Genomic DNA, 24,021 nt, shown 5'->3' with positions numbered 1-24,021 from the left:
CCTGCCCCGTAGTCTGTACGGCACACATTGACCAGTCACAGGTGTCACAGGAACGGGGCAGCGGTGTCTTCGGGGGAGTACGGACAGACGGACGAGGCCGGTCGGCTGCTGGCCGGGCGTTATCGCGTCGTGGCGCAGCTCGGGCGCGGCGGCATGGGCGTGGTCTGGCGGGCCCTCGACGAGGTCCTCGGCCGCGAGGTCGCAGTCAAGGAGCTGCGCACCTACACCGATGCCGACGGACCCGAACTCGCGGATCTGCGGCTGCGAATGCAGCGCGAGGCGCGGGCGGCGGCCCGGGTGCGGCATCCCGGAGTCGTGGCGGTGCACGACGTCACCGAGGTCGACGGACGCCCGCTGATCGTCATGGAGCTGGTCGACGGCCCGTCCCTGGACGACGTGCTGCGCGAGCGCGGCACCCTCGACCCGCGCGAAGCGGCCGGCATCGGCGCCAAGGTCATGGAGGCACTGGCCGCCGCCCACGCGGCCGGCGTCCTGCACCGTGACGTGAAGCCGGGCAACATCCTGCTCGACCGTTCCGGCCGCGTGGTCCTGACCGACTTCGGCATCGCCGCCATGGAGGACCCGGGCGACGGCGAGGTCACCAACCTCACCCGCACCGGCGCACTCGTCGGTTCCCTCGACTACTTGGCCCCCGAGCGCGCCCAGGGCGTCGAACCGGGCCCCTCCTCCGACGTATGGGCCCTGGGCGCCACGCTGTACGCGGCCGTCGAGGGCGCCGCGCCCTTCCGCCGTACGTCGACGTTCTCCACGCTCACCGCGATCGTCACCGAGCCGCTGCCGGAACCCCGCCGCGCCGGGCCGCTCGGCCCCGTCCTGCAGCGGCTGATGGACAAGCGACCCGAGTCCCGCCCCGAGGCCGGCGAGGCGCGGGCACTCCTGCAGGCGGTGGCGGAGTCGGGCGGCACCGACTCGCAGACGGCCACGCTGCGGGGACCGGCGGGCGCCGGGCCCGCGCGGGAGGAGACGGAGCCCGGCGTTCCGTCGGCGCCGCCGGTCGGCGGGCCACCGGAGGCAGCGGGTCCGCACGGCCCGGGACCCGGGGCGCCCGGAATGGCAGGGCCCGCCGGGCAGGCGTACGGCGGCCAGGGGCAGAGTGCGCCTGGCGCTCAGGGCTCGGACACGCCGGAGCAGGGTGTGCCCGCGTCGGACCTGCCCGGGGCACCGCGCTTCGGGACTGCCCGACAGGGCGCGCAGGGCACACAAGGGTCCGCCACTGCTGGACAAGGCACGCCGCCCGCTCAGGGCTTCGGCGCCGTCGGCCATCCTGGCTCAGCCATGCACGGACACGGCACCCCGGGGCAGCCGACCGCATCGCCGTACGGCAGCACACCGATGCCGTCCGCCCCCCACGCCTACGGCAACCCCACCGCGCCGCCACAGGACCCGGACGCCACCGGCCCCATGGTCACGTCCGCCGCCGCGCCCACCCGACGCAAGGGCCGCGCCCTGCTCGCCGCCGCGGCCGTGACTGTCGTCCTCGCGGCGGCCGGCGGCGCGGTCGCCCTGCTGAACGACAAGGGCGACACCAAGGCCGAGGCGCAGGCCACGTCGTCCGTCACCGCCGGGGACGCGTCCGCCCCGGCGACCGGCAGCCCCGACGCCGATCGGTCGGGTGACTCCGGCCTCGCCGAGACGGGCGACGACGAGAAGACCCCCGGCGCGACGAAGAGCCCGAGCCGCACGGCCGAGGCCGAGCCCGCCGACCGGCCCACCACCTCGTCCCCGACCAAGACCGCGGACGGCGGTGGCACCAACGGCGGTACCACGGGCGGCGGCTCCGGAGACGGCGGTACGACGGGCGGCGGCGGAACCACGGGCGGGGGCGGCAGCACCGGCGGGGGCAGCACCACACCGACCGCGTCCTGCTCCTCCATCGGCGGCGGCAAGTACAACTGCCAGGTCTGGAAGCAAGCCAAGTCGTACACCGCCTCCGGCACCGAGGTCGGCGTCCTCAACGCGGGCACCAACTACTTCTACTGCCAGCAGAATCTGGGCCGCCGCGAGACATCCGGCGAGTGGACCAACGTCTGGTGGGCCAAGACGGACGACGACAGCGGCAACACCAACGTCTTCATCAGCGACGTCTACATCGAGGGCGGCAACAACGACGAGCCGGTGCCCGGACTCCCGGTCTGCTGAACCCGTACGTACTTCTCCAGGCCGGAGACCGTCACCAGTTCCTCCTCCGCCAACAGCCGGGTGCCTCGCGCGCACAACAGCGCGTCGGCGCGTGCCCGCGCGACGAACTCCTCGGGCGTGACCCCGAACAGCTGTCTAAAACGGGCCGACGCCCCGAGGAGTTCGGTGAGCAGGGCCCGCTGACCCGGGTGGGTGCGAGGCACGCCGTTCCCGTCATGCAGCACCCCGTGGCGGTTGACGTACGCGAAGGCGCCCGGGAGCGCCGTGCCGTCCGCCAGGACGATCCGGACCCCGGGTGCGGTCAGCCAGGCGCGGCTGTAGTTGCCGTTCGGCAGGGGCACTCCCTCACTCGCGTCGATCACCGCGAGCTGCTCGGCGTCGAGCCAGGTGAGGAACAACTCCCGTACGACGGACGGTGCGTCGAAGGGGGAGGCCGACACGTATCCCATACGGCTCACATGCGCGGAGACGCCGACCTCGATGCCCGTCACCCGCGCCTTCACCATCGGGATGGGAGCCGTGATCCCGAACTCGGCCATCTTGTGCCGAAGCTGGCCCGGACAGGCGTTGGAGCCGACCGCGAGAACCGGCGCTCGGTCGTCGTACACCAGGCGGTCGAGGGGCAGCAGTCGATCCCCGTCGAGGAGGCCGGACTCCTTTGGCCACGCGCCCGGGTAGAGCAGGGGATGCTCGCGCGGCGCCTCGGCCAGGCCCTGCGCCTCGAGTGTGCGGTCCTCCACGGGCCGCTCAGTCCGCCGGCGGCAGCTCGCCCGAGCCGCGGGTGATCAGCCGCGTCGGCAGCTCGATGCGTTCCGGGGCGACCAGGGTGCCGTCCAGCTGCCGGAACAGGCGCTCGGCGGCGGTTCGGCCGATCGCCGCCGCGTCCTGGGCGACGACGGTGACGCCCGGCTGCAGCAGGTCGGCGAGTTCGATGTCGTCGAAGCCGACGAGGGCGACGCGGCGGGCCTGCTCGGCCAGGACCCGGATCACGGTGACCGTCACCCGGTTGTTGCCCGCGAAGACCGCGGTGACGGGGGAGGGGCCGGTGAGCATCTCCTCGGCCGCCCGGCGTACCCGCTCCGGGTCGGTGACACCCAGGGACATCCAGGAGTCCTCCACCGGTATGCCCGCGTCCTCCATGGCGGCCCGATAGCCGCGCAGCCGCTCGGCGGCCGTGTGGATGCGGGGCATGTCGCCGATGAAGCCGATCCGGCGGTGTCCGTGGGCGATGAGATGGGCGACGCCGTCACGGGCGCCGCCGTAGTTGTCGGACAGGACGCAGTCGGCGTCGATCTTCCCGGCGGGACGGTCGACGAACACGGTGGCGACGCCCGCCTTCAGCTCGGGCTCCAGGTACCGGTGGTCGTCACCGGCGGGAATGATCACCAGCCCGTCCACCCGCCGCGCGCACAGGGCCAGCGCCAGCTCCTGCTCGCGGTCCGGGTCCTCGGCGCTGGAGCCGTTGATGAGCAGCGCGCCGTGTGCGCGGGCGACCTCCTCGACCGCCCGGCTGAGCGGGCCGTAGAAGGGGTCCGCGAGATCCTCCAGGACCAGACCGACACTCGCCGTACGGCCCTTGCGCAGCACCCGCGCGCTGTCGTTGCGGCGGAAGCCCAGGGCGTCGATGGCCTCCTGGACGCGGCGCTCCGTCTCCGGGGTGACGCCCGGCTCCCCGTTGACCACGCGCGAGACGGTCTTCAGGCCGACTCCGGCACGCGCCGCTACGTCCTTCATGGTCGGACGGTTGCCGTAGCGGTTCTCGGAGAGGCGGTCGGATCGGCGGATGGTCTCGGGCACGATGCGGATTCCTGTCCTGTCGTCCACGGGGGATGCGTCGGTCCATGGGTTTGTATGAGGATGTGGCGTCGAGCATAGAGCCTGGACAACGTTGTCAGATCCGGGAGACACTGTCCACCGCAATCTCCGGCCTGCGCCCCCACCGCGAGACCGGTTCGCCCATTTCCCGTGGTTGACGGGGAGATCCGAATGGTTGACGGGGAGAACTGACACTGATGCACACCGACCTCGTGGCTGCGCTCGACATCGGCGGCACCAAGATCGCCGGAGCGCTGGTGGACGGCCACGGCACGATCGCGGTCCGGGCCCAGCGCGCGACGCCTGCGCGGGAGGACGGCGAGACGGTGATGCGGGCCGTCGAGGAGGTCGTCGGCGAGCTCACCGCGTCGCCCCTGTGGGAGCGCGCGACCGCCCTCGGTATCGGCAGCGCGGGACCGGTGGACGCCTCCGCGGGCACCGTGAGTCCGGTGAACGTGCCCGGCTGGCGCGACTATCCGCTGGTCCGGCGGGTCCGGGAAGCGGCCGGCGGTCTGCCCGTGGAGCTGATCGGCGACGGTGTGGCCATCACGGCGGCCGAACACTGGCAGGGGGCGGCTCGGGGCCACGACAACGCGCTCTGCATGGTCGTCTCCACCGGTGTCGGCGGCGGTCTGGTGCTGAACGGCCGGTTGCACCCCGGCCCCACCGGCAACGCGGGCCACATCGGTCACATCAGCGTCGACCTCGACGGCGACCCGTGCCCGTGCGGTTCGCGCGGCTGCGTGGAGCGCATCGCGAGCGGCCCCAACATCGCCCGACGGGCACTCGAGAATGGCTGGCGGCCCGGCCCGGACGGCGACACGTCCGCCGCCGCGGTGGCCGCCGCCGCGCGGTCCGGCGACCCGGTGGCCGTGGCCTCCTTCGAGCGGGCCGCGCAGGCCCTGGCCGCCGGTATCGCGGCCACCGCGACCCTCGTCGAGATCGACATCGCCGTGATCGGCGGGGGAGTGGGCAAGGCGGGCGACGTCCTCTTCACGCCGCTCCGCAAGGCACTGACCGACTACGCCACCCTGTCCTTCGTCCAGCGCCTGACGATCACGCCGGCCCAGATGGGCACGGACGCCGGCCTGGTGGGCGCCGCCGCGGCCGCCCTCGCGGGGAAGGCGGGGGCGACTGCGGCGGGGGTGTGAGGGCGCGGGGTAGGGCAGGAACGTTCACTCGGCGGAATGGGGCGGGTGGGGGCGGCTGGGCGCGGGTGAGCGGGGGGCCGGGAGCTCGGGGGGCCGGGAGACCGCACATCGGATCGGGTGGGCTGCTGGGAGCTGAGTGGCCGCGGGGGCGGTGGCTGGTGCGGGGCGAGGCGGGTCGAGTTGATTGAGTTGAGTTGAGTCGGCCGCGTGTCATCACGCCGATCCTCACGTCGGCCGGACCTCGGCCGGACCTCCGTCGGCCGGCCGAGGTTCGGCGCTCAGCAACTCATGCGGCACGGCGGCTTATTGAGGCTGGCGGTTGGAGCGGGCTGCGGGCTGCGGGGTGCTCCAGCCCACGGTCGGCTCAGCCTTGTGGGGGCGGCCGGGGTGCGGCCCGGTCCCGAGAGGGGCCGGATCGCAACCCATTGCCTTGCGGCCGCACTCTGGGGTCCTCGTCCGTGCCGGGCACGTCCCGGATTCAGGGGTGGGTCACCAGGCCATCTCACCGTGACGGTCGCGGAAGGTTCCGGTCGGTCCGTCCGCGCCGATGGTGGCGAGTTCGACGATCGCGTCGGTGCCCTCGGTCACCGTCTGCGGGCCGCTGTGTCCGTTGAAGTCGGTCGCGGTGTAGCCCGGGTCAGCCGCGTTCACCTTCACGTCCGGCCAGGACTTCGCGTACTGCGTGGTCAGCATGGTTACGGCAGCCTTCGACGCCGTGTAGAGCGGCGCGAGGTTCCTCGACTCGACGCGCCCGGCGTCATGGGTGGCCGCGAACGACCCCATGCCGCTCGACACATTGACGATCACCGGGCTCGCGGACTTGCGCAGCAGCGGCAGGAACGCGTGCGTCACCCGGACGATCCCCACGACATTGACCTCGAACACCGCGGACGCGTCGGCGGCAGTGAGCTGGTCGGCGGGGATGTGTGGCCCGAAGACACCGGCGTTGTTGATCAGGACGTCGATGCCGCCCTCGCGAGCCGTGATGTCGGCGGCGGCCGCGGCGACCGACGCGTCGTCGGTCACGTCGATGTGGACGAAACGGGCGCCGAGTGCGTTGGCGGCCGCCTGGCCGCGCTCTGGATCGCGAGCGCCGATGAGGACGGTGTGGTCGGCCTCGATCAAGCGGCGGGCGGTCTCGTACCCGAGGGACTTGTTGGCTCCGGTGATGAATGTTGTGGTCATGCGTCCACACTCGGCCCGTGCAGAGAGGACAACCAGTGCCCTCTGCGACGGTAGGACCGCCAGTACCAGGCACAACGGCTGTCCGGTGGACACAATGGTCGAGTGGACGAGACTCTTGGCACGGCATTGCGCCGCTGGCGCGACCGGCTTTCTCCCCTCGACGTCGGGCGCACTTCGCGGCCCGGACGGCGTGCGGTGGGGTTGCGACGCGAGGAACTGGCCGAGCTCGCAGGGCTGTCGGTCGACTATGTGGTGCGGCTGGAACAGGGGCGCGCCACGAGCCCTTCGGCGCAGGTCGTCGCGAGCCTGGCCAGGGCACTGCAGCTGCAGCCCATGGAGCGCGATCACGCCTACCGGCTGGCCGGCCTCCTGCCTCCCCAGGAGGGGACGATCTCCACGCATGTTCCAGCGGGGGGCCAGCGGATGCTGGCTCGCCTCGGGGACTTCCCCGCGGGCGTGTTCAGCGCCGACTGGACCCTGCTGTCCTGGACCCCCGCATGGGCAGTACTGCTGGGCGACCCCAGCGCACGGACCCACGACGAGCGCAACCTGGCACGGGCGGTCTTCGCCACAGGGCCCGGCCGGCTCGCGGCCTGGCCCGTGCTCCAGGACGGCGACGCCCTGAAACTCGCCCTCGTCGCCGACCTGCGCACGGCCCTCGTCAGCTACCCCCGTGACCGTGGACTGATCGACCTCGTCGAGGAACTGCGCTCCACCAGTGCGGAGTTCACCCGCCTGTGGGACGAGGGCGCGGTCGGTCCCCACGTCTCGGCCCGAAAAACCATCGTGCACCCCCAGGTCGGTGAGGTGACGTGCGACTGCGACGTGCTCACCGTCCCGGGCTGCGACGTCCGCCTCGTCGTCTACACGGTGGCCGCGGGTTCCGCCGATGCGGAAAAGCTGGAGTTCCTGCGGGTCACGAACGGCGTCCGCGCCGACGGCCCCGCGCCTCCGGGACCCAGCCTGTTCTCCACACCGTAACCATCGGGACGGCCGGACCCCGTCCAGCCGCCAGAGGTCAGGCCATCGTGGGCGTGCATGGAGCACCGGTGATCGCGCGCTCCGACCGGACCGGCCCTCATCTGTCCCCGATACCCCGTCGGTGACGTCGCTCGGACGGCCCACCCCTAGGCCCGGTCAGCGTGACAGACACCCGCTTGGCCGACGTACGCCCGAGGTCGGTGACCGTCGACGTCAGTTCCGCCGAGTGGCCCGCCTCGACCAACGAGCTGTCGTCCAGGCCGAGTTCGACGGCCGGCGGGTGCTGGTCGACCGCGACGACCTCGCGGTTGCCGAGGATGTCCAAGGCCGCCTCGGAAGCCGAGCGCAGGTCGGAGCCGATGAGGAGTTGGGCGGCCATGATCGCCCACATCGAGAAGTGCGAGGGGTACTCGGTGGGCGTCATGCCGCCGTTGCCGACCTCCAGCATGTCCGGGTCGCTCCAGTGGCCGGGGCCCGCGTACGGCGCGAGCGGCAGGTTCCTCTTCAGGATCGACGGCATCGAGTCCCAGTTGGCGCTGATGCCACCGGTCGTGCGCCACAGATGACCGACGTCGGCCGCCCATTGGCAGGGCTTGTTCTCGCCTCATTCGCAGATGCTGTCCACGATGGGCCGGCAAAGGTGGGATGACGCCATGTGCGCGTCATGGCGGGGGTGACGGTAGGGGGCTGTCGGACCGTGCGGGAAGCCGAGCGGGGGCGTGCGTAGTCCTGGGGGGTTCTGAGGGGCTCGGAGGGGTGGGGATTCTTTTTGAACATGTTCAACATCTGGGGTAGGGTCGTGTCCACACGAGATGGGGGAGTCGATGAAGATAGTGATCCCCGGGGGAACCGGGCAGGTGGGCACCATCCTGAACCGCGCGCTGACCGCCGCGGGCCACGACGTCGTCGTCCTGACCAGACGGCCCACGCGGCATGGGGAAGTCCGATGGGACGGTGAGACATTGGGTCAATGGGCCGAGGTGATCGACGGCAGCGACATTGTGATCAACCTGGCCGGCCGCAGCGTCAGCTGCCGCTACACCGCGTCCAATCTCCAGGCCATGATGGATTCGCGGGTGCGCTCCACCGAGGTCGTGGGCGAGGCGATCGCGCACGCCGCCCGGCCGCCCCGGGTCTGGCTGCAGATGAGCACGGCCACCGTCTACTCCCACCGCTTCGACGCGCCCAACGACGAGGCGAGGGGCGCCATCGGCGGCAGCGAGCCCGATGTGCCGGACTACTGGGGCTACAGCGTGCGGATCGCCAGGGCCTGGGAGCGGGCACAGGAGGAGGCCGACACGCCGCACACCCGGAAGGTCGCCCTGCGCTCCGCCATGGTGATGAGCCCCGACCGCGGCGGCGTGTTCGACGTCCTGCTGGGGCTGGCGCGCCTCGGCCTCGGCGGCCCCGTCGCGGGCGGCGCACAGTACGTCTCCTGGATCCACGACCGCGACTTCGTGCGCGCGGTCGACTTCCTGGTCGACCGGGAGGACCTCACCGGACCGGTGAACCTCGCCGCCCCTGAACCGTTGCCGCAGCGAGCGTTCATGCGGGCGCTTCGCTCCGCGTGGGGTGTCCCCCTGGGCCTGCCCGCGACGAAATGGATGGCAGAGATCGGCGCGTTCGCACTGCGCTCGGACACCGAGCTCCTCCTCAAGAGCCGACGCGTCGTCCCCGGCCGACTGCTCGACGAGGGGTTCGGCTTCGAGTACGCCCGATGGCCGGAAGCGGCCGCCGACCTCGCGCAGCGCGTGCGGCTGCGCCGGGTCCACCGGCGGTGGACCGGGCCCCAGACTCCCGCACTGTCCCGATTGTCCTGAGGTGGGGCGTGACTCCACGGTCCGTTTCGCAGTTGAACCGGCCATGAAGAAGCGCAGCATGCTTGCCATCGCCTCCCTCGCCACCGGATTCGTCGTCGCGGCGGTCACTCCGTCCCACTCGGCCGAACTCTCGGGTGCCCCCGGCACCGGGTCTCCCGCCGCCGGGCTGCCCGACACCGGTGGTCAGCCCAAGGTCGGCGGCCTGGACATGGGTGGTCAGAGCAAGCTCGGCGGGCTCAACACGGGCGGTCAGACCAAGGTCGCCGGGATCAGCGTGGACCGGGCCCTGGACACCGTCGGCACGGCCATCAACCGCGAAACGGACCGGGCCGTGAACAACGCCCCCCACGGAAAGAAGCGCTGACGAGCACACCGACCCGATCACGCGGCGCCGCACCCTCGCATCCGAGCGGGTGTCGGCGCCGTTGTCGTGCGCTCTCTACGGGAACTGGTTTCCGTGGCAGGGTGGAGCGGGCAAGCCACAGGGGGCCAACAGAAGAGGGGGAAACGTGATCGTCTGGATCAACGGCGCGTTCGGTGCGGGGAAGACCACCACCGCACGCGAACTGATCGAGCTGATCCCGAACAGCACGCTCTTCGACCCCGAGGTCATCGGCGGAGCGCTCGCCCATCTGCTCCCGCCCAAACACCTCACCGAGGTCGGTGACTTCCAGGACCTGCCGATCTGGCGACGTCTCGTGATCGACACGGCGGCCGCGCTGCTCGCCGAGCTCGGCGGGACCCTCGTGGTTCCGATGACGCTGCTGCGTCAGGAGTACCGCGACGAGATCTTCGGCGGCCTCGCCGCCCGCCGCATCACCGTCCAGCACCTGCTCCTCGCCCCGGCGGAAACGATCCTGCGGGAGCGAATAGCCGGGCGGGAGATTCCGCCCGAGCTGTCCGACGGAGAGATACGGATCCGACAGTGGTCGAACGACCACATAGAGCCGTATCGCGCCGCACTGGCCTCCTGGCTCACCGCCGACGCCTATCCGGTCGACAACGGTGGTCTGACTCCGTACGAGACCGCTGCCCGCATCGCCGAGGCCGTCGGCAGCGGTACGGTCCCCGTCTGCGACATCGTGCAGACGCCAGAGCCCACCGCCGAGACCGTCGCCTCGGGGGTCCTTCTCTTCGACGAGCAGGACCGGGTGCTGCTCGTCGACCCCACCTACAAAGCGGGCTGGGAGTTTCCCGGCGGCGTCGTAGAACGGGGTGAGGCGCCCGCGCGCGCGGGTATGCGCGAGGTCGCCGAGGAGACGGGGATACAGCTGGACGACATACCGCGGCTCCTCGTCGTCGACTGGGAGCGGCCCTTGCCCCCCGGGTACGGAGGTCTGCGCCTCCTCTTCGACGGCGGCCGCCTCGACTCGACGGAGGCCGAACGTGTCCTGCTGCCCGGACCCGAGCTGCGTGACTGGCGCTTCGTCACCGAGGAGGAGGCGGCCGAACTGCTGCCACCGGTGCGCTACGAGCGGCTGCGCTGGGCGCTTCGGGCGCGGGAACGTGGGGCGGCGCTCTATCTGGAGGCGGGCATTCCAGCGCCTTCCTGAGCCAGCCGCAGCGCGTCGTGCGGGAACGGGGCGAGCCTGCTCTCGTTCTGGAGCCGCCGGGCGAAGTCGCCCATCAAGGCGGCGAGCGGCGCGTACCGCTCGATGATGTCGGCGGCGGCCCGCGGGATGCCCTCGGGCCGCATGCCGTCGGCGCAGGCGCGCACGAACGCCTCGCGCTCCTGCAGGCCGTACCCGTACAGCGCGGTGGCCAGCCAGTTCACCAGGCGGGTGGTGGTGTAGACGCGGTCGTAGAGGCGGTGCCGATCGAAGAAGGCGCGCTCCTGAGGCGTGAGCGGGAAGCGGGCCGAAAGAGCGAGGCCGTAGTCGGCCAGGTAGAGCCGGCGCCCATCGGTGAGGATGTTCTGGAAGTGGGCGTCGAAGTGCAGGAGCCGGACCTCGTGGAGGAAGTCGGTGACGGCCGTGAGCTCCTTTTCCACGAAGGCGCATGCGGCGTCCGCGTCGTCCGTGCGCAACTGGGCGTCCAGCCAGTCGTGCAGGGTGTGCGGCACGTATTCCAGGAACAGCGCCAGGCTCGCGGACGCCGTCCGCAGCCCTTCGATGCGCTCGCGCACCTGCGGGTCGCCGCCCCAATAGGCGACGGCCCGCTCCACGTCGGCCAGCTCGTCGGGGAGGGGCTGCGGCGGCTGCGGCAGGATCCGCCAGTGGTGCGTCAGCGGGAAGCCCGAGAAGCGGTCGGAGACGACCCAGTTCGTCGTCATGGTGTGCACCGCGAGCTCCCGCCAGGCACCGAACCCTGGGCTGCCGATGCCGTAGTGGAAGTAGGCCGGCAGCCCGAGGAGGTTCGCCGTGGAGCGGAGGTTCTCCGGCCGCAACTCGACATCGGTGAGCGGGACCCGCTTCACGAAGACCCGTCTGCCGTCCACCTCGATCAGCGCCGAGCGCCCGCCGATCCCGGTGCCGAGCGGCGTGCCCGACTCCACGAGTTCCGTGACCTCATGGTCGCTGAGGAGCGCGAGAGACGTGGCGATGTCGGTGTGGGCGGTGAGGCGCTCGGTGCGGGTCATGCGCCCATACTCAGCCGAAGTCCCTCAGCCCGCCGCGTAATTGCGCAGGAACAGCGCCTCGGCGACCGACAGCCGCTCCAGCTCCTGCGGGGACACGCTCTCGTTCACGGCGTGGATCTGGGCCTCCGGCTCGCTCAGGCCGATGAGGAGGATCTCCGCGTGCGGGTAGAGGGCGGCGAGGGTGTTGCACAGGGGGATCGAGCCGCCCTGGCCGGCGTACTGCATCTCCTGGCCCGGGTACGCCACCGCCATCGCGTCCGCCATGGCCTGGTACGCCGGGCTGCTCGTGTCGGCGCGGAACGCCTGGCCCTGGCCTATCTGCTCGGTGCTCACCCGGGCACCCCATGGCGTGTGCGACTCCAGGTGGGCCTGGAGCAGCTTGGTCGCCTGGGCCGCGTCCACGCCCGGCGGCACGCGGAGGCTGATCAGCGCACGGGCGCCCGCCTGCACGGACGGGGTGGCGCCGACGACCGGCGGGCAGTCGATGCCGAGGACCGTGACCGCGGGGCGCGCCCAGATGCGGTCGGCGACCGTGCCGGAGCCGATCAGCTCGACGCCGTCGAGGACCTTGGCGTCCTGGCGGAACTGCGCCTCCTCGTACTGCAGCCCTTCCCACGACGACTCGCCGGTCAGCCCGTCCACGGTCGTCGAGCCGTCCTCGGCGCGCAGCGAGTCCAGCACGCGGATCAGGGCGCCGAGCGCGTCGGGCGCGGCCCCGCCGAACTGGCCGGAGTGCAGGTTGCCTTCGAGCGTGTCGATCTGCACGCGGACGAGGGTCATTCCGCGCAGGGTCGAGGTGACCGTCGGCAGACCGACGCGGAAGTTGCCCGCGTCGCCGATCACGATGGTGTCGGCCGCCAGCAGGTCGGGGTGCTGCTCGGCGTACCGCTCCAGACCGCCCGTGCCCATCTCCTCCGAGCCCTCGGCGATCACCTTCACATGCACCGGCACGCCGCCGTTCGCCTTGAGCGCGCGCAGCGCGAGCAGGTGCATGATCAGGCCGCCCTTGCAGTCGGCGGACCCGCGCCCGTACCAGCGGCCGTCGCGCTCGGTCAGCTCGAAGGGCGGGGTGCTCCAGGCGGCCTCGTCCAGCGGGGGCTGCACGTCGTAGTGGGCGTACAGCAGGACCGTCTTCGCACCCTCGGGGCCGGGCAGGTAGCCGTACACCGACTGCGTGCCGTCGGGGGTGTCGAGCAGCGCCACGTCCTCGAATCCCTCCGTGCGCAGCGCGTCGGCGACCCAGCGGGCGGCGCCTTCGCTCTCGCTCTTCGGGAACTGGTCGAAGTCCGCCACCGATTTGAATGCCACCAGCTCGGTGAGTTCCGCCTTCGCCCGGGGCATCAGGGAGGCGACGGTCTCGGCGACCGGATTCGACGACATGGGCACGCTCCTTGTGGGTGCGACGTTGTACGTATGAGTGCTGTGATCCTCCCACAGCGGCCTGCGACGATGCCCGCCGTAGGATGCGGGGGACAGCAGCAGACGGCGGCTTGAGCGGGAGCAGTAGACCATCGTGAGCAGCGAGAACTCTTCGGCGGACGACGTGCGGCAGGTGTGGGACGTCGTCGTGGTGGGCGCGGGACCCGCGGGCGCTTCGGCCGCCTATGCGGCAGCGGTCGCCGGGCGGCGCGTGCTGGTGCTGGAGAAGGCGGAGCTGCCGCGCTACAAGACGTGCGGCGGCGGCATCATCGGCCCCTCCCGCGACTCGCTCCCACCCGGCTTCGAGCTGCCCTTCCGGGACCGGGTGCACGCGGTCACCTTCTCGAACAACGGCCGCTTCACCCGCACCCGGCGCTCCAAGCAGATGCTGTTCGGGCTGATCAACCGGCCCGAGTTCGACCAGCAACTCGTCGAGCACGCGCAGAAGGCGGGTGCCGAACTGCGTACGGGCGTCACCGTGCAGCGCGTCGAGCAGCACGGCTCGGCGGTGCCGGACCGGCGCAGCGTCGCCGTCGTCCTGCAGGGCGGCGAGACGCTGCTCGCGCGGGCCGTCGTCGGCGCGGACGGCAGCGCCAGCCGGATAGGAGCGCATGTCGGGGTCAAGCTCGACCAGGTGGATCTCGGCCTGGAGGCGGAGATCCCGGTGCCGGAGACCGTCGCCGAGGACTGGCAGGGGCGGGTGCTCATCGACTGGGGCCCGATTCCCGGCAGTTACGGCTGGGTGTTCCCCAAGGGCGACACGCTGACGGTGGGCGTGATCTCGGCGCGTGGCGAAGGAGCGGCCACCAAGCGGTACTTGGAGGAGTTCATCGGGCGGCTCGGACTCGCCGGGTTCGAACCGAGCATCTCCTCCGGCCACTTGACGCGCTGCCGCGCCGACGACTCGCCGCTGTCCCGCGGGCGCGTGCTGGTGTGCGGTGACGCGGCGGGGCTGCTGGAGCCGTGGACGCGCGAGGGCATCTCGTTCGCGCTGCGGTCGGGGCGGCTCGCGGGGGAGTGGGCGGTGCGGATCGCCGAGGCGCACGACGCGGTGGACACCCGGCGCCAGGCCCTGAACTACGCCTTCGCGATCAAGGCGGGACTCGGCGTCGAGATGAGCGTCGGCAAGCGGCTGCTGACGGTGTTCGAACGCCGTCCCGGCCTCTTCCACGCCACCCTGACCGGTTTCCGGCCGGCCTGGAAGGCGTTCATGGACATCACCCGCGGCTCGACCTCGCTGGCCGAGATCGTCCGCGTCCATCCGATGGCCCACCGCGCCCTGACCGCGCTGGACCGCCGCCAGGCCCCGGCGGGCGACGAGACCACTTCCTGACGGCGGCCTGCCCTCACCTCGTGACGGCGGCCCGGGTCACTTCTCGACGGTGATCCGGAAGACGGGGTGGTCCGGGGCCGCCGCGATGATCTCCTCGTCGGAGGACTTCGCGGTGACCCCCTGGAAGTACTGGTTGACCTCCCAGCCCCACTTCTCCAGATAGGCGCGCACGATCGGGAGCTTCTCCGCGTCGGGAAGCTCCACCGCGGTGAACTCACGCACCTTGCGCCCGACGCGCAGCTCCCCGCCGCCGGCGGCACGCATGTTGCGCACCCACTGGGAGTGGCCTCGCGCCGAGACGAGGTACTGCGTGCCTTCATACGTGTGCGGGTTGACCGGGATGCGCTGCATCTGGCCGCTCTTGCGCCCGCGCACCGACATCTCCGCCGTGCCCGCGATGCTGAGCCCGTGCCGGGCCAGCCAGCCGATGACGCTGTTGAGGCGGACGTTCAGCGGGCTGCCCTTGAGGTAGTACGGCGACGTCATGGTGACCCCCGGAGTTTGAGAGAGCGGTGCTCTCGTTTGAGAGCAGTCTGCATGAGATCGGTGATCCGAGCAAGAGCACTGCTCTCAAATGTGTGCACTGCTCTGTTCTTATGGGAGACTGCCTCACATGAGCAGCACAGCACAGGGTGCACGCGCCCGCGCCAGGAGGGAAGTCACCGCGGCCATCAAGGACGAGGCGCGCAGACAGCTCGCGGCCGAGGGGGCCGCCAAGCTCTCGCTGCGGGCCGTGGCCCGGGAACTCGGCATGGTCTCCTCCGCCCTCTACCGCTATTTCCCCAGCCGGGACGACCTGCTGACCGCGCTCATCATCGACGCCTACGACTCGCTCGGGGAGAGCGCCGAGGCCGCGCACCGCAAGGCCGCCGCCGCCAGGCCCGTGCAGCGTTGGACGGCGGTCGCCGAGGCCGTACGCGACTGGGCGCTGCGGCACCCGCACGAGTACGCACTGATCTACGGCTCGCCCGTGCCCGGGTACACCGCGCCCGACACCACGGTCCCGCCCGCCTCCCGCGTCGGCCTCGTCTTCATCGGCATCCTCCGCGACGCCCACCGGGCCTCCGGCTCGGACTCCGGCTCCGGCTCCGGCCTCTCCGAACCGCCCCTGCCCGCCGAACTGCGCCCCGAGGCCGAGCGCATGGCGACCGACCTGGCGCCGGACCTCCCCCCGGCGAACGTCGCGGCCCTCGTCGCCTCCTGGGCCGAGCTCTTCGGGCTCGTCGGGTTCGAGCTGTTCGGGCAGTTCAACCGGGTCGTGGAGGACCGGGAGACGTTCTTCCGGCATGCGGTGGGCCGACTCGCGCACGGGGTGGGCCTGGGGGACGGGCAGCGGTAGGCGGACGCACCTCGTCAGGGCACTGGCACCGGCGGCGATGGCAGCAGTTCCGGGTCCTGACGCAGGATCCGTGTGTGCAGTGAGCGCAGTGCGGGCCCCGGGTCGGCGCCCAGGGCGTCGGCCAGTCGTCGCCGGGCCGCCTCGTACGCCGTGAGCGCGTCCGTCGGGCGGCCGGTGCGGCACAGGGCGAGCATCAGGAGCTCGACGAGGCGTTCCCGCAGGGGGTGTGCCGCGACGAGGCGGACGAGCTCATGGACGTACTCGAAGGCGCGGCCGAGTTCGATCTCCCCGGCGAGCACGGCCTCCAGGACGGTGAGGCGCTTCTCGGCCCAGCGCAGGCGCTCCGCGGCGAGATACGGTGCCCGGAGGCCCTCGGCGAACTCGCCGCGCCACAACTCCTCGGCGCGACGCGCGAGTTCGGCGGCCCGGCGGAGTTCACCCGCGGCCCGTGCCGCCAGCGCCGCGTCCACCAGCCGGCGCCGCTCCCGCAGATCGTCGGCCTCGACGCCGGTGAGTAGATAGCCGGTGCCGGTCCACGACAGCTCCGGCCCCGGCCCGAGCACGCGGCGCAACCCGGAGACGTACTTCTGTACGAGGTTGCGCACATGAGCCGGAGGTGCCCCGCCCCAGACGGCCTCGACCAGACCGCCGTACGAGAGCGGGCGGCCCTCCTGGAGCAGCAGTACGGCGAGGACCGCGCGCTGCCTGGGTGGGCCCAGCGGGATCTCCGCGCCGTCGCGCAACGCGCGCAACGGGCCGAGCACTTCGCAGCGCAGGCTCTGCGCCGTGCTGTCGGCCGTTCCCTCGGATACTCCCGCGGCTGTCCCCTCACCCATGCGTCGAGCGTATCCCGGGCCCCGCGTTCCAGTGGATCTTCCAGCGGTCGTTCCAGCGGGCCGGGTCACGGTGTGAGCCCCCCGACTCCCGGAGAAAGGCCTCCCCATGCTCACCCGGCTCGGCCGTCTGGCCGTGCACCGCAGTCGTGCCGTGCTGGTCGGTGCCCTGCTCGTCGTCCTCGGCCTCGGCGCGTACGGCGCCGGCGCCCAGGCCGACCTCGACCTCGCGCGCTGGAGCTCGCCCGGCACGGAGTCGGTGCGCGCCGGCGACGTACTGCGCGACGACTTCCGCACTGGCAACCCCAACCTCGCCCTGCTCGTCACCGCCCGCGACGGCGACGTGGACAGTCCGCGCGCCGAGCGGGCGGGACGCGAACTCGTCGCCGAGGTCGGCCGGTTGCCGCTGGTCACCGACGTCACCTCCTACTGGGACGCCGAGAGCCCCGCCCTGCGTGCCGAGGACGGCCGGCGTGCCCTGATCCTGGCTCGCCTCGAAGGCACCGCCACCGAGGCTCGCGCACAACTCGCCGCACTCTCCCCCGAGTTGACCCGCACCACGGCCGAGCTGGACGTCCGGGTGGGCGGCCAGGAGGAGATCTCGCGGCAGGTCGGCGAGGAGGCGCGTGCCGACTTCCTGCGTGCGGAGGCCTTCGCGCTGCCTGCTGTGCTGCTCCTGCTGATCCTCGTGTACCGGCGTACCGTGGCCGCCCTGCTGACCGTTGCTGTTGGCCTGCTCTCGGTCCTCGGCACGCTCGCCGGGCTGCGGCTCATCGCACAGTTCACCGAGGTGTCGACCTTCGCCGCGAACCTCGCTCTCGTCCTCGGTCTCGGTCTGGGCGTCGACTACGGCCTCTTCGTGATCAACCGGTATCGCGAGGAGCGGGCCGCCGGACACCCCCAGCAGCAGGCCGTGGTGCGGGCGAGCGCGACGGCCGGACGCACGGTCGTCTTCAGCGGCGTCACCGTCGCGGTCTCGCTCTGCGCGCTGCTGGTGTTCCCGTTCTTCTTCCTGAGCTCGTTCGCTTACGCCGGAGTGCTCGTCGTGCTCACCGCGGTCGCGGGCGCCGTTCTCGTGCTCCCGGCGGCCCTCGCCCGCTGGGGCCACCGGGTCGAGCGACCCACGGCACCCGCCTCCGGGTTCTGGCACCGCACAGCCCTCGCCGCAATGCGCCGCCCGCTGATCGCCGGCTCCGCGGTCCTGGCCGTCCTCCTCCTGGCCGCCTCACCCGTCCTCGGCCTGCGCTTCGGCCTCCCCGACGAGCGCACGCTCCCCGAGGGCGCCTCCTCGCGCACCACCTCCGAGACCGTGCACCGCGACTTCGCCGCCGAGCCCACGGACTCCGTCCAGGTCGTGCTCGGCGAACCGGCCGACACGCGCGCGTACGCCGCCGAACTCTCCCGGATCCCGGGCGTCTTCCAGGTCGACGCACCGAGCGGCGCCTACCGCGACGGCAGCCGCGTCGGCACCCCCGGCCAGGACCGGCTCACCGCACCGGACGGTCGCGTGCGCCTGGCCGTCGTACCCACGCAGCAGGCCATGTACGGCGACGTCCCCGCCTTCGTCGAACGCATCCGGGACACCCCCGCACCCGCTCCCACCCTCGTCGGCGGCTACCCGGGCGAGACCACCGACTTCCGTGCCACGCTGCTCGACCGGCTCCCGCTCGCCGTCGGCATCGTTCTGGTGGCGACGTACGTGATCCTCTTCCTGATGACCGGCAGTGTGCTGCTGCCGGCGAAGGCGACCGTGCTGAACCTGCTCAGCCTCGCGGTGATGTTCGGCTGCCTGGTGTGGGTCTTCCAGGACGGCCGGCTGTCCGGACTCCTCGGCTTCACGCCCACGGGCTCGATCGAACCGAGCATTCCGGTGCTGATGTTCTGCGTGGCGTACGGGCTGTCCATGGACTACGAGGTGTTCTTGCTGGCCCGCATCAAAGAGGAGCACGCGTGCACGGGGGACACCGAGCGGGCGGTCGGCGAGGGCATCCGGCGCAGCGCCCCGCTGATCACAGCACCCGCCGGCATCCTCGCGCTGTCCTTCCTGTCGTACGCCACTTCCGGCGTCGTCTTCCTCAAGGAACTCGGCATCGGAACGGCCCTGACCATCCTCGTCGACGCCACCCTCATCCGGGTCGTGCTGCTGCCGGTGACGATGCGGCTCGCCGGGCGCGCCAACTGGTGGGCGCCCCGGCGGCTGCGCGGGCTGCGGATCAGGGAGCCCCAGGCGGCGGACGTACTTCGCGGGGAGTACGTGTGATCACCACGCGCGGGTGACGCCGCCCGGCGGTCGTCGCGTCTAGCGTGGCGGACATGGACGAGCAGGACGTACGCCGGGTCGGCGGTCCGCAGATGTGGTGGCGGCACGGGCCGCCGTGGTGGAACCGCTGGGAGGACGAGGAGCACACGCCTCGCTGGCCCTGGCGCTCCACCGTGCTGATCACGGTCTTCGTGATGGCCGGTTCGAACTTCGCGGCCGAGGGCCAGGGGGACTACCGGGAGCATCTCGACCCCTTCGCGCGGGTGCTGCTGTTCGTGGCGTCGGGCCTGCTGTTGTGGCGCAAGCGGTATCCGGTGGCCGTCGTGTTCGGGACGTCGATGGCCGCCACGCTCTACCTGGGTGCCGGCTACCCCTACGGACCGGTCTTCCTGGCCGTGGCGGTGGCCTGCTTCAACGCCATCCTCACGGGGCACCGCAAGGCCGCCTGGGCGGCGGTCGGGGTGTTCTGGATCGGGCACGCCCTGGTGGCCCACTTGCTGTACCAGTGGCTGCCGCCTTCCGGTGACTCGGCCGCGTCCTGGGGGCAGGAGGGCGTGATCGCCGCCTGGGTCGCGGCGATCGTGGCGGTGTCGGAGCTGGCGAGGACCCGGCGCGAGCAGTGGGTGCGGGAGCGGGCCGAGCGGGCGCAGGCGGCGCGGCGGCGGGCCGACGAGGAGCGGCTGCGGATCGCCCGCGAACTGCACGACGTCCTCGCGCACAGCATCTCCGTGATCAATGTGCAGGCGGGTGTCGGACTCGCCCTCCTCGACACCGACCCCGAGCAGGCGCGCACGGCGCTCACCACCATCAAGGCCCAGAGCAAGGAAGCGCTCGGCGAGGTTCGCCAGGTCCTCGACACGCTGCGCACGCCCGGCGACGCGCCCCGCGCACCGGCGCCCGGCCTCGACCGGCTGCCCGAACTGGTGGAGCAGGCCGCGAGCGCGGGCCTCACCGTCGAGGTCGCGGGCGAGCCGCCCCGCCTGGCACCCGGCACGGACCTCGCCGCCTTCCGGATCATCCAGGAAGCCCTCACCAATGTCGTACGGCACTCGGGATCGCGGCACGCACGCGTGCACCTCGATCACGACGACGGGTCGACGCTACGGCTACGTATCGACGACGACGGTCCCGCGACCGGCGCCGACGCGGGCGGCAGCGGCAACGGACTCGCCGGAATGCGGGAGCGGGCGGCCGCGCTCGGTGGCACGATCGAGGCGGGCCCGCGTGCCGACGGCGGGTTTCGGGTGCTCGCCGTACTGCCGTTGAAGGCTTCCAACGAGGTGAAGGAGGAACGGTGATCCGCGTACTTCTCGCCGACGACCAGTCACTGGTGCGGGCCGGCTTCCGGGCGCTGCTCGACGCGCAGCCGGACATCGAGGTGGCCGGGGAGGCCTCCGACGGCGAGGAGGCCGTGCGCAAGGTGCGTGAACTGCGGCCGGACGTCGTCCTGATGGACATCCGCATGCCGCTCCTCGACGGCCTCGCCGCGACCCGCCGGATCACCGGCGACGGCGACCTGAAGGGCGTCAAGGTGGTCATGCTCACCACCTTCGAACTCGACGAGTACGTCTTCGAGGCCATCCGCTCGGGTGCCTCCGGCTTCCTGGTCAAGGACACCGAGCCGGAGGAACTCCTGCGTGCCGTGCGGGCGGTGGTCGAGGGCGACGCGCTGCTCTCGCCCGGCGTGACCCGCCGCCTCATCGCCGAGTTCGCCGCCCGCTCCAAGGAGCCCGCGGCCGTCGACGCCCTCGGTGAACTCACCGAGCGCGAGCGGGAGGTGATGGCGCTGGTCGGTATCGGGCTGTCCAACGAGGAGATCGCCCGCCGCCTGGTCGTCAGCCCGCTCACCGCCAAGACCCACGTCAGCCGCACCATGGTGAAGCTCGGCGCCCGGGACCGGGCCCAACTCGTCGTCCTGGCCTACGAGTCCGGGTTGGTACGGCCGGGCTGGCTGGGCTGAGAGTCCTTTCGGAAGCGGACCAGCACGCCGATGACCCGGGCGGTGAACAGGGCCGCCGCGAGCGTGGCGCCCGTGCCGACGAGCGCGCTGCGGACACCGCCCGACAGGTCGAAGACGAACGCCGGTCCGGCCACCGCTGCAAACAGCAAGGCCGCCGCGAACGCCGCACTGCACAGCGCGTATCCGATCTCGACAGTCATCGCGTCCCGGCGCGCCTGATCGCGCCGTCCCCCGTACCCAGTCATACGGCGAGTCTCACAGGGGTGTGCCCGGTGGGGCAAGCAGCCCCCGCCGGGCACATGGTGTGCAGGGCCTAGTCGTGGACGGGTACGCGGTCCGCTTCAGCCTGCTTCAGGGTGGCCTTCGCGACAACGACCGACTGCTGCCGGCGCCGCGGCCGCAGCCCCGTCAGTGTGATCAGGAGCCCGAGGATCGCGATACCGGTCACGACGGTCAGCCCGGGCCGGTAGCTGTCGAGTACGGCCTGCGGGGTGGCGTTCTCCGGGGTGTTCGCGGTGACCACCGCCGTCACGACGGCCAGGAAGATCGCGCCGCCCACCTGCACGGAGGTGTTGAGCAGACCGGAGACCATGCCCTGTTCGTGGTCGTCGACCCCGTTGGTGGCCTGGATGTTGAGCGAGGGGAAGATCAGCGCGCAGGCCGCACCGATGAGCAGCATGCTGGGCAGGATCACCGCCGCGTACACCGGGTCGAGGTCGACTCGCAGGAAGAGCGCGTAGCCGACGACCATGAGGGCGAAGCCCACCGGGATCAGACGGGGCGTGCCGAACCGGTCGACGACCGCGCCCATCTTGGTCGCGGACAGCGCCACCAACAGGCCCGCGGGCAGGAAGGCGAGCGCTGTCTGCAGCGCCGACCAGCCGAGCACTGACTGGAGGTACAGCGTGGCGAGGAACTGGAAGCCGATGTACGAGCCGAAGAAGGTCATGGCGCCGAGCTGGGCGCGGATCTGGTTGCCGGAGCGCAGCACGGCCAGTCGGACCAGCGGGCCCGGCGAGCGCCGTTCGACCAGGACGAACACGGTCAGGAGCGCGGCGACGGCGAGGAAGGACAGCAGCGTGCGGGCGGAGGCCCAGCCGACTTCGGGGGCCTGCACGACGGTGAAGACCAGCAGCAGCATCGACGCGGTGCCGAGGACGGCGCCGGGGATGTCGTAGCCCCTGTGATCCTTCTCGCGCTCGCTGCGCGGCAGCATCTTCAGGCCGGCGATGAGCGCGATCAGGGCGATGGGCGCGGGCAGCAGCATCGTCAGGCGCCAACTCGCCTCGGTGAGCAGGCCGGAGAGCACAAGGCCCATGGAGAAGCCGGTGGCCGCGCAGGTGGTGTAGATGGAGAGCGCCCGGTTGCGCAGCGGGCCCTCCGGGAACGTCGTGGTGATGATCGACAGCCCGGCCGGAGCTGTGAAGGCCGCGCTCAGACCCTTGATGAAGCGGCTGGCGATCAGCAGCGGACCCGAGTCGACGAGCCCGCCGAGCAGGGAGGCGAGCGCGAAGACGGCTAGGGCCACCAGGAAGACCTGGCGCCGGCCCAGCAGGTCGGCGGTCCGGCCGCCGAGGAGGAGCAGGCCGCCGTAGCCCAGGATGTAGCCGCTGACGATCCATTGCAGGGTGGAGGTGGACAGGCCCAGGTCGGCGCCGATGGACGGCAGGGCGACACCGACCATCGACACGTCCAGTGCGTCCAGGAACATCGCGGCGCACAGCACCAGCAGGGTGCCCCACAGCCGGGGGGTCCAACGTCCTTGGGACGCGGGGTTGGTGAGCGGAGAGGTCATGCCGAGGACACTACATGCGCATGCATGGAATGCAAATGCATTTAATTCTGATGCAACAAACTCTGTGTTCTGCTACGGTGCGCCCATGGCGGCGAACAAGGCCGAGCAGGCGCTCGTGGACCGGTGGCGGGACATCCTGGCGCTGCACGCGCGCACCCAGTGCGAACTCGACCGTGCGCTGCACCAACACGGCCTGTGCGCCAGTGACTTCGAGGTGCTGGACGTGCTGGCCGCGGGCTCGGCGCGGGGCGGCTCGGGAAGCCCGGGGAGTGACGCGGCGTTGCGCGTGCAGGAGATCTCCGAGCGGGTGCATCTCAGTCAGAGTGCGCTGTCGCGGCTGATCGCCCGGCTGGAGAAGGACGGTCTCGTCGAGCGCTGCATGTGCCCGGAGGACCGCCGCGGCGTGCGGGTGGCCCTCACGGCGAAGGGGCGCACGCTGCACGGCGAGGTGCTGCCGGTGCAGCGTGCGGTGCTGACGAGGATGCTCGTGAACTGAGCGGCGTACGCCCTGGGTTCAGCTCATGACGATGGCCGAGTTCTCGCGCCACAGCGCGGCCACAGAGGCGTCGCCGGTCACCGTCGGCAAGGGCAGCCGGTTCCACAGCGACAGATACAGGTGCGCGACCGGCCCGGCGATCTCGCAGTCGGCCCGGCCGGCATCGCCCCGCTCGGTCAAGGGCGGCTCCTGAGACAGCCGTACGGTCCACACCGCGTCGCCTGTGTCCGTCGCCCGCACCCGCAGCACCCGCGGCTCGGCGCTGCGGACCCGGCTCTTGGGCCGGGCATGGAAGGCGCGCAGCAACTCGTCGATGCCGTCCGCCGCGAAGCCGGCGTCGATCTCGCTCGGCTTGCCGCCGCGCGCCGCCTCCGCGTCGAAGCGGTGCACGGCCGTCTCGTGGGCCTGTCTGCGTGCCCAGAACGCGAGCGGCGAGGGTGCGGGCAGGAAGTGGAAGCACTGGACGTCGGGGGAGGCGGCGGAGAGGGTGGCGACGAGATGGCGGTGTCCTTCCCGGAACCAGGCCAGAAGGTCGGCACCGTCGAGGTCGGGCGGACCCTCGGGGGGATGGGGGGAGGTGCGGCCGTCGGCGACGAAGGACGCCGCCCAGCGGTGCACCATGCCCGTGTGCCGCACCAGATCCCGCACCTGCCAGTCCGGGCAGGTCGGCACCTTGGCATCGACCCCCGCCTCCTCGGCGGCCGCGGCGAGCAGCAGACCCTCGCGGTCCAGGAATCGAACGAACTCGGCTGTCTCCATGGGCTGAGTGTGCACGATGGAGCGCGGTCGAAGGGATGGGCTGGGTTGGGTTGAGGGGGGGGTGAGGGCGGGGCGGTCGACGTAAGGGTTTCGTCATCGGCGTCGGGGTACGGGGCGGCCCCGCGTTCCGTTGGAAT

22 protein-coding genes and 1 pseudogene are annotated in these 24,021 nt (G+C 71.8%); 12 read left to right on the top strand and 11 right to left on the bottom strand.

Translation table 11 applies throughout. From position 1 onward, the window contains the following. Nucleotides 1-63 precede the first annotated feature (63 nt). A complete protein-coding gene (locus AB5J49_RS04115; RefSeq protein WP_369167099.1) occupies nt 64-2,160 on the top strand; it encodes a protein kinase in 2,097 nt (698 codons plus the stop codon). On the opposite strand, the gene AB5J49_RS04110 is transcribed toward AB5J49_RS04115, so the two are convergent. After that, the gene (locus tag AB5J49_RS04110) at nt 2,106-2,900 is read right to left on the bottom strand and encodes a hypothetical protein (RefSeq protein ID WP_369167098.1); all 795 of its coding nucleotides are present in this window, start codon (nt 2,898-2,900) and stop codon (nt 2,106-2,108) included. The genes AB5J49_RS04115 and AB5J49_RS04110 overlap by 55 nt on opposite strands. Nucleotides 2,901-2,907: 7 nt before the next feature. Further along, entirely contained in the window at nt 2,908-3,984 is a 1,077-nt protein-coding gene (locus AB5J49_RS04105; protein ID WP_369167097.1) for a LacI family DNA-binding transcriptional regulator, read from the bottom strand. A 188-nt stretch (nt 3,985-4,172) separates the two neighbouring features. Between AB5J49_RS04105 and AB5J49_RS04100 the strand changes: the two genes are divergently transcribed. After that, nucleotides 4,173-5,126 carry an ROK family protein gene (locus tag AB5J49_RS04100; protein ID WP_369167096.1) on the top strand — a complete coding sequence of 318 codons (954 nt, stop codon included), beginning with the start codon at nt 4,173-4,175 and terminating at the stop codon, nt 5,124-5,126. A gap of 489 nt (nt 5,127-5,615) precedes the next feature. On the opposite strand, the gene AB5J49_RS04095 is transcribed toward AB5J49_RS04100, so the two are convergent. After that, nucleotides 5,616-6,311, bottom strand: a complete 696-nt coding sequence (locus tag AB5J49_RS04095; protein WP_369167095.1) for an SDR family NAD(P)-dependent oxidoreductase — start codon at nt 6,309-6,311, stop codon at nt 5,616-5,618. 102 nt (nt 6,312-6,413) lie between these two features. Here AB5J49_RS04095 and AB5J49_RS04090 point away from each other — a divergent pair, with 102 nt between their 5' ends. Continuing rightward, a complete protein-coding gene (locus AB5J49_RS04090; protein WP_369167094.1) occupies nt 6,414-7,292 on the top strand; it encodes a helix-turn-helix transcriptional regulator in 879 nt (292 codons plus the stop codon). A 116-nt stretch (nt 7,293-7,408) separates the two neighbouring features. Here AB5J49_RS04090 and AB5J49_RS04085 read toward each other — a convergent pair. Then, a pseudogene (locus tag AB5J49_RS04085) lies at nt 7,409-7,926 on the bottom strand (NEW3 domain-containing protein); the annotation flags it as partial. Between the two features lie 190 nt (nt 7,927-8,116). Here AB5J49_RS04085 and AB5J49_RS04080 point away from each other — a divergent pair. The 3 genes from AB5J49_RS04080 (at nt 8,117) to AB5J49_RS04070 (ending at nt 10,665) form a co-directional block, all read left to right on the top strand. After that, on the top strand, nt 8,117-9,112 hold the full coding sequence (locus AB5J49_RS04080) for a TIGR01777 family oxidoreductase (RefSeq protein WP_369167093.1): 996 nt from the start codon (nt 8,117-8,119) through the stop codon (nt 9,110-9,112). Nucleotides 9,113-9,170: 58 nt separating this feature from the next. Then, nucleotides 9,171-9,476 (top strand): hypothetical protein, encoded by a 306-nt coding sequence (locus AB5J49_RS04075; protein ID WP_369175497.1) that lies wholly within the window; start codon nt 9,171-9,173, stop codon nt 9,474-9,476. Between the two features lie 145 nt (nt 9,477-9,621). After that, complete coding sequence (locus AB5J49_RS04070; RefSeq protein WP_369167092.1) at nt 9,622-10,665, top strand: NUDIX domain-containing protein; 1,044 nt, start codon at nt 9,622-9,624, stop codon at nt 10,663-10,665. Here AB5J49_RS04070 and AB5J49_RS04065 read toward each other — a convergent pair. Both AB5J49_RS04065 and AB5J49_RS04060 read right to left on the bottom strand, forming a co-directional pair. Next, nucleotides 10,632-11,690, bottom strand: a complete 1,059-nt coding sequence (locus tag AB5J49_RS04065; RefSeq protein WP_369167091.1) for a protein kinase family protein — start codon at nt 11,688-11,690, stop codon at nt 10,632-10,634. The two genes, AB5J49_RS04070 and AB5J49_RS04065, sit on opposite strands and share 34 nt — an antisense overlap. A gap of 24 nt (nt 11,691-11,714) precedes the next feature. After that, the gene (locus AB5J49_RS04060) at nt 11,715-13,070 is read right to left on the bottom strand and encodes a dipeptidase (protein WP_369167090.1); all 1,356 of its coding nucleotides are present in this window, start codon (nt 13,068-13,070) and stop codon (nt 11,715-11,717) included. Nucleotides 13,071-13,203: 133 nt separating this feature from the next. Between AB5J49_RS04060 and AB5J49_RS04055 the strand changes: the two genes are divergently transcribed. Continuing rightward, nucleotides 13,204-14,442 carry a geranylgeranyl reductase family protein gene (locus AB5J49_RS04055; RefSeq protein ID WP_369167089.1) on the top strand — a complete coding sequence of 413 codons (1,239 nt, stop codon included), beginning with the start codon at nt 13,204-13,206 and terminating at the stop codon, nt 14,440-14,442. A gap of 36 nt (nt 14,443-14,478) precedes the next feature. Here AB5J49_RS04055 and AB5J49_RS04050 read toward each other — a convergent pair whose 3' ends face one another. Continuing rightward, a complete protein-coding gene (locus AB5J49_RS04050; protein WP_369167088.1) occupies nt 14,479-14,928 on the bottom strand; it encodes a nitroreductase family deazaflavin-dependent oxidoreductase in 450 nt (149 codons plus the stop codon). 127 nt (nt 14,929-15,055) lie between these two features. Here AB5J49_RS04050 and AB5J49_RS04045 point away from each other — a divergent pair, with 127 nt between their 5' ends. Further along, nucleotides 15,056-15,781, top strand: coding sequence for a TetR/AcrR family transcriptional regulator (locus AB5J49_RS04045; protein WP_369167087.1), 726 nt, complete (start codon nt 15,056-15,058; stop codon nt 15,779-15,781). A 14-nt stretch (nt 15,782-15,795) separates the two neighbouring features. Here AB5J49_RS04045 and AB5J49_RS04040 read toward each other — a convergent pair whose 3' ends face one another. Next, entirely contained in the window at nt 15,796-16,617 is an 822-nt protein-coding gene (locus tag AB5J49_RS04040; RefSeq protein WP_369167086.1) for a BTAD domain-containing putative transcriptional regulator, read from the bottom strand. Between the two features lie 106 nt (nt 16,618-16,723). Between AB5J49_RS04040 and AB5J49_RS04035 the strand changes: the two genes are divergently transcribed. The 3 genes from AB5J49_RS04035 to AB5J49_RS04025 are packed head-to-tail and all read left to right on the top strand — an operon-like array spanning nt 16,724 to nt 20,834. Continuing rightward, nucleotides 16,724-18,874 (top strand): MMPL family transporter, encoded by a 2,151-nt coding sequence (locus AB5J49_RS04035; RefSeq protein WP_369167085.1) that lies wholly within the window; start codon nt 16,724-16,726, stop codon nt 18,872-18,874. A 53-nt stretch (nt 18,875-18,927) separates the two neighbouring features. Then, nucleotides 18,928-20,172, top strand: a complete 1,245-nt coding sequence (locus AB5J49_RS04030) for a sensor histidine kinase (RefSeq protein WP_369167084.1) — start codon at nt 18,928-18,930, stop codon at nt 20,170-20,172. Beyond that, entirely contained in the window at nt 20,169-20,834 is a 666-nt protein-coding gene (locus tag AB5J49_RS04025) for a response regulator (protein WP_369167083.1), read from the top strand. Before AB5J49_RS04030 ends, AB5J49_RS04025 begins: the two co-directional genes overlap by 4 nt. Here AB5J49_RS04025 and AB5J49_RS04020 read toward each other — a convergent pair. Next, nucleotides 20,795-21,079: a DUF6332 family protein gene (locus tag AB5J49_RS04020; protein WP_369167082.1), complete on the bottom strand. Its 285-nt coding sequence runs from the start codon at nt 21,077-21,079 to the stop codon at nt 20,795-20,797. The genes AB5J49_RS04025 and AB5J49_RS04020 overlap by 40 nt on opposite strands. A gap of 68 nt (nt 21,080-21,147) precedes the next feature. Beyond that, nucleotides 21,148-22,629, bottom strand: a complete 1,482-nt coding sequence (locus AB5J49_RS04015) for an MFS transporter (RefSeq protein WP_369167081.1) — start codon at nt 22,627-22,629, stop codon at nt 21,148-21,150. Nucleotides 22,630-22,714: 85 nt separating this feature from the next. On the opposite strand from AB5J49_RS04015, the gene AB5J49_RS04010 reads away from it, so the two are divergent. Continuing rightward, nucleotides 22,715-23,125 carry a MarR family winged helix-turn-helix transcriptional regulator gene (locus AB5J49_RS04010; RefSeq protein ID WP_369167080.1) on the top strand — a complete coding sequence of 137 codons (411 nt, stop codon included), beginning with the start codon at nt 22,715-22,717 and terminating at the stop codon, nt 23,123-23,125. An 18-nt stretch (nt 23,126-23,143) separates the two neighbouring features. Here the strand turns inward: AB5J49_RS04010 and AB5J49_RS04005 are convergent, their stop codons facing one another. Beyond that, nucleotides 23,144-23,884 carry a maleylpyruvate isomerase family mycothiol-dependent enzyme gene (locus AB5J49_RS04005; protein WP_369167079.1) on the bottom strand — a complete coding sequence of 247 codons (741 nt, stop codon included), beginning with the start codon at nt 23,882-23,884 and terminating at the stop codon, nt 23,144-23,146. Nucleotides 23,885-24,021 lie beyond the last annotated feature (137 nt).

This window comes from Streptomyces sp. R28 (assembly GCF_041052385.1).
GTDB lineage: Bacteria > Actinomycetota > Actinomycetes > Streptomycetales > Streptomycetaceae > Streptomyces.
The sequence above is the reverse complement of the archived record's forward strand: the minus strand, read 5'-3'. Positions and strand labels throughout refer to the sequence as shown.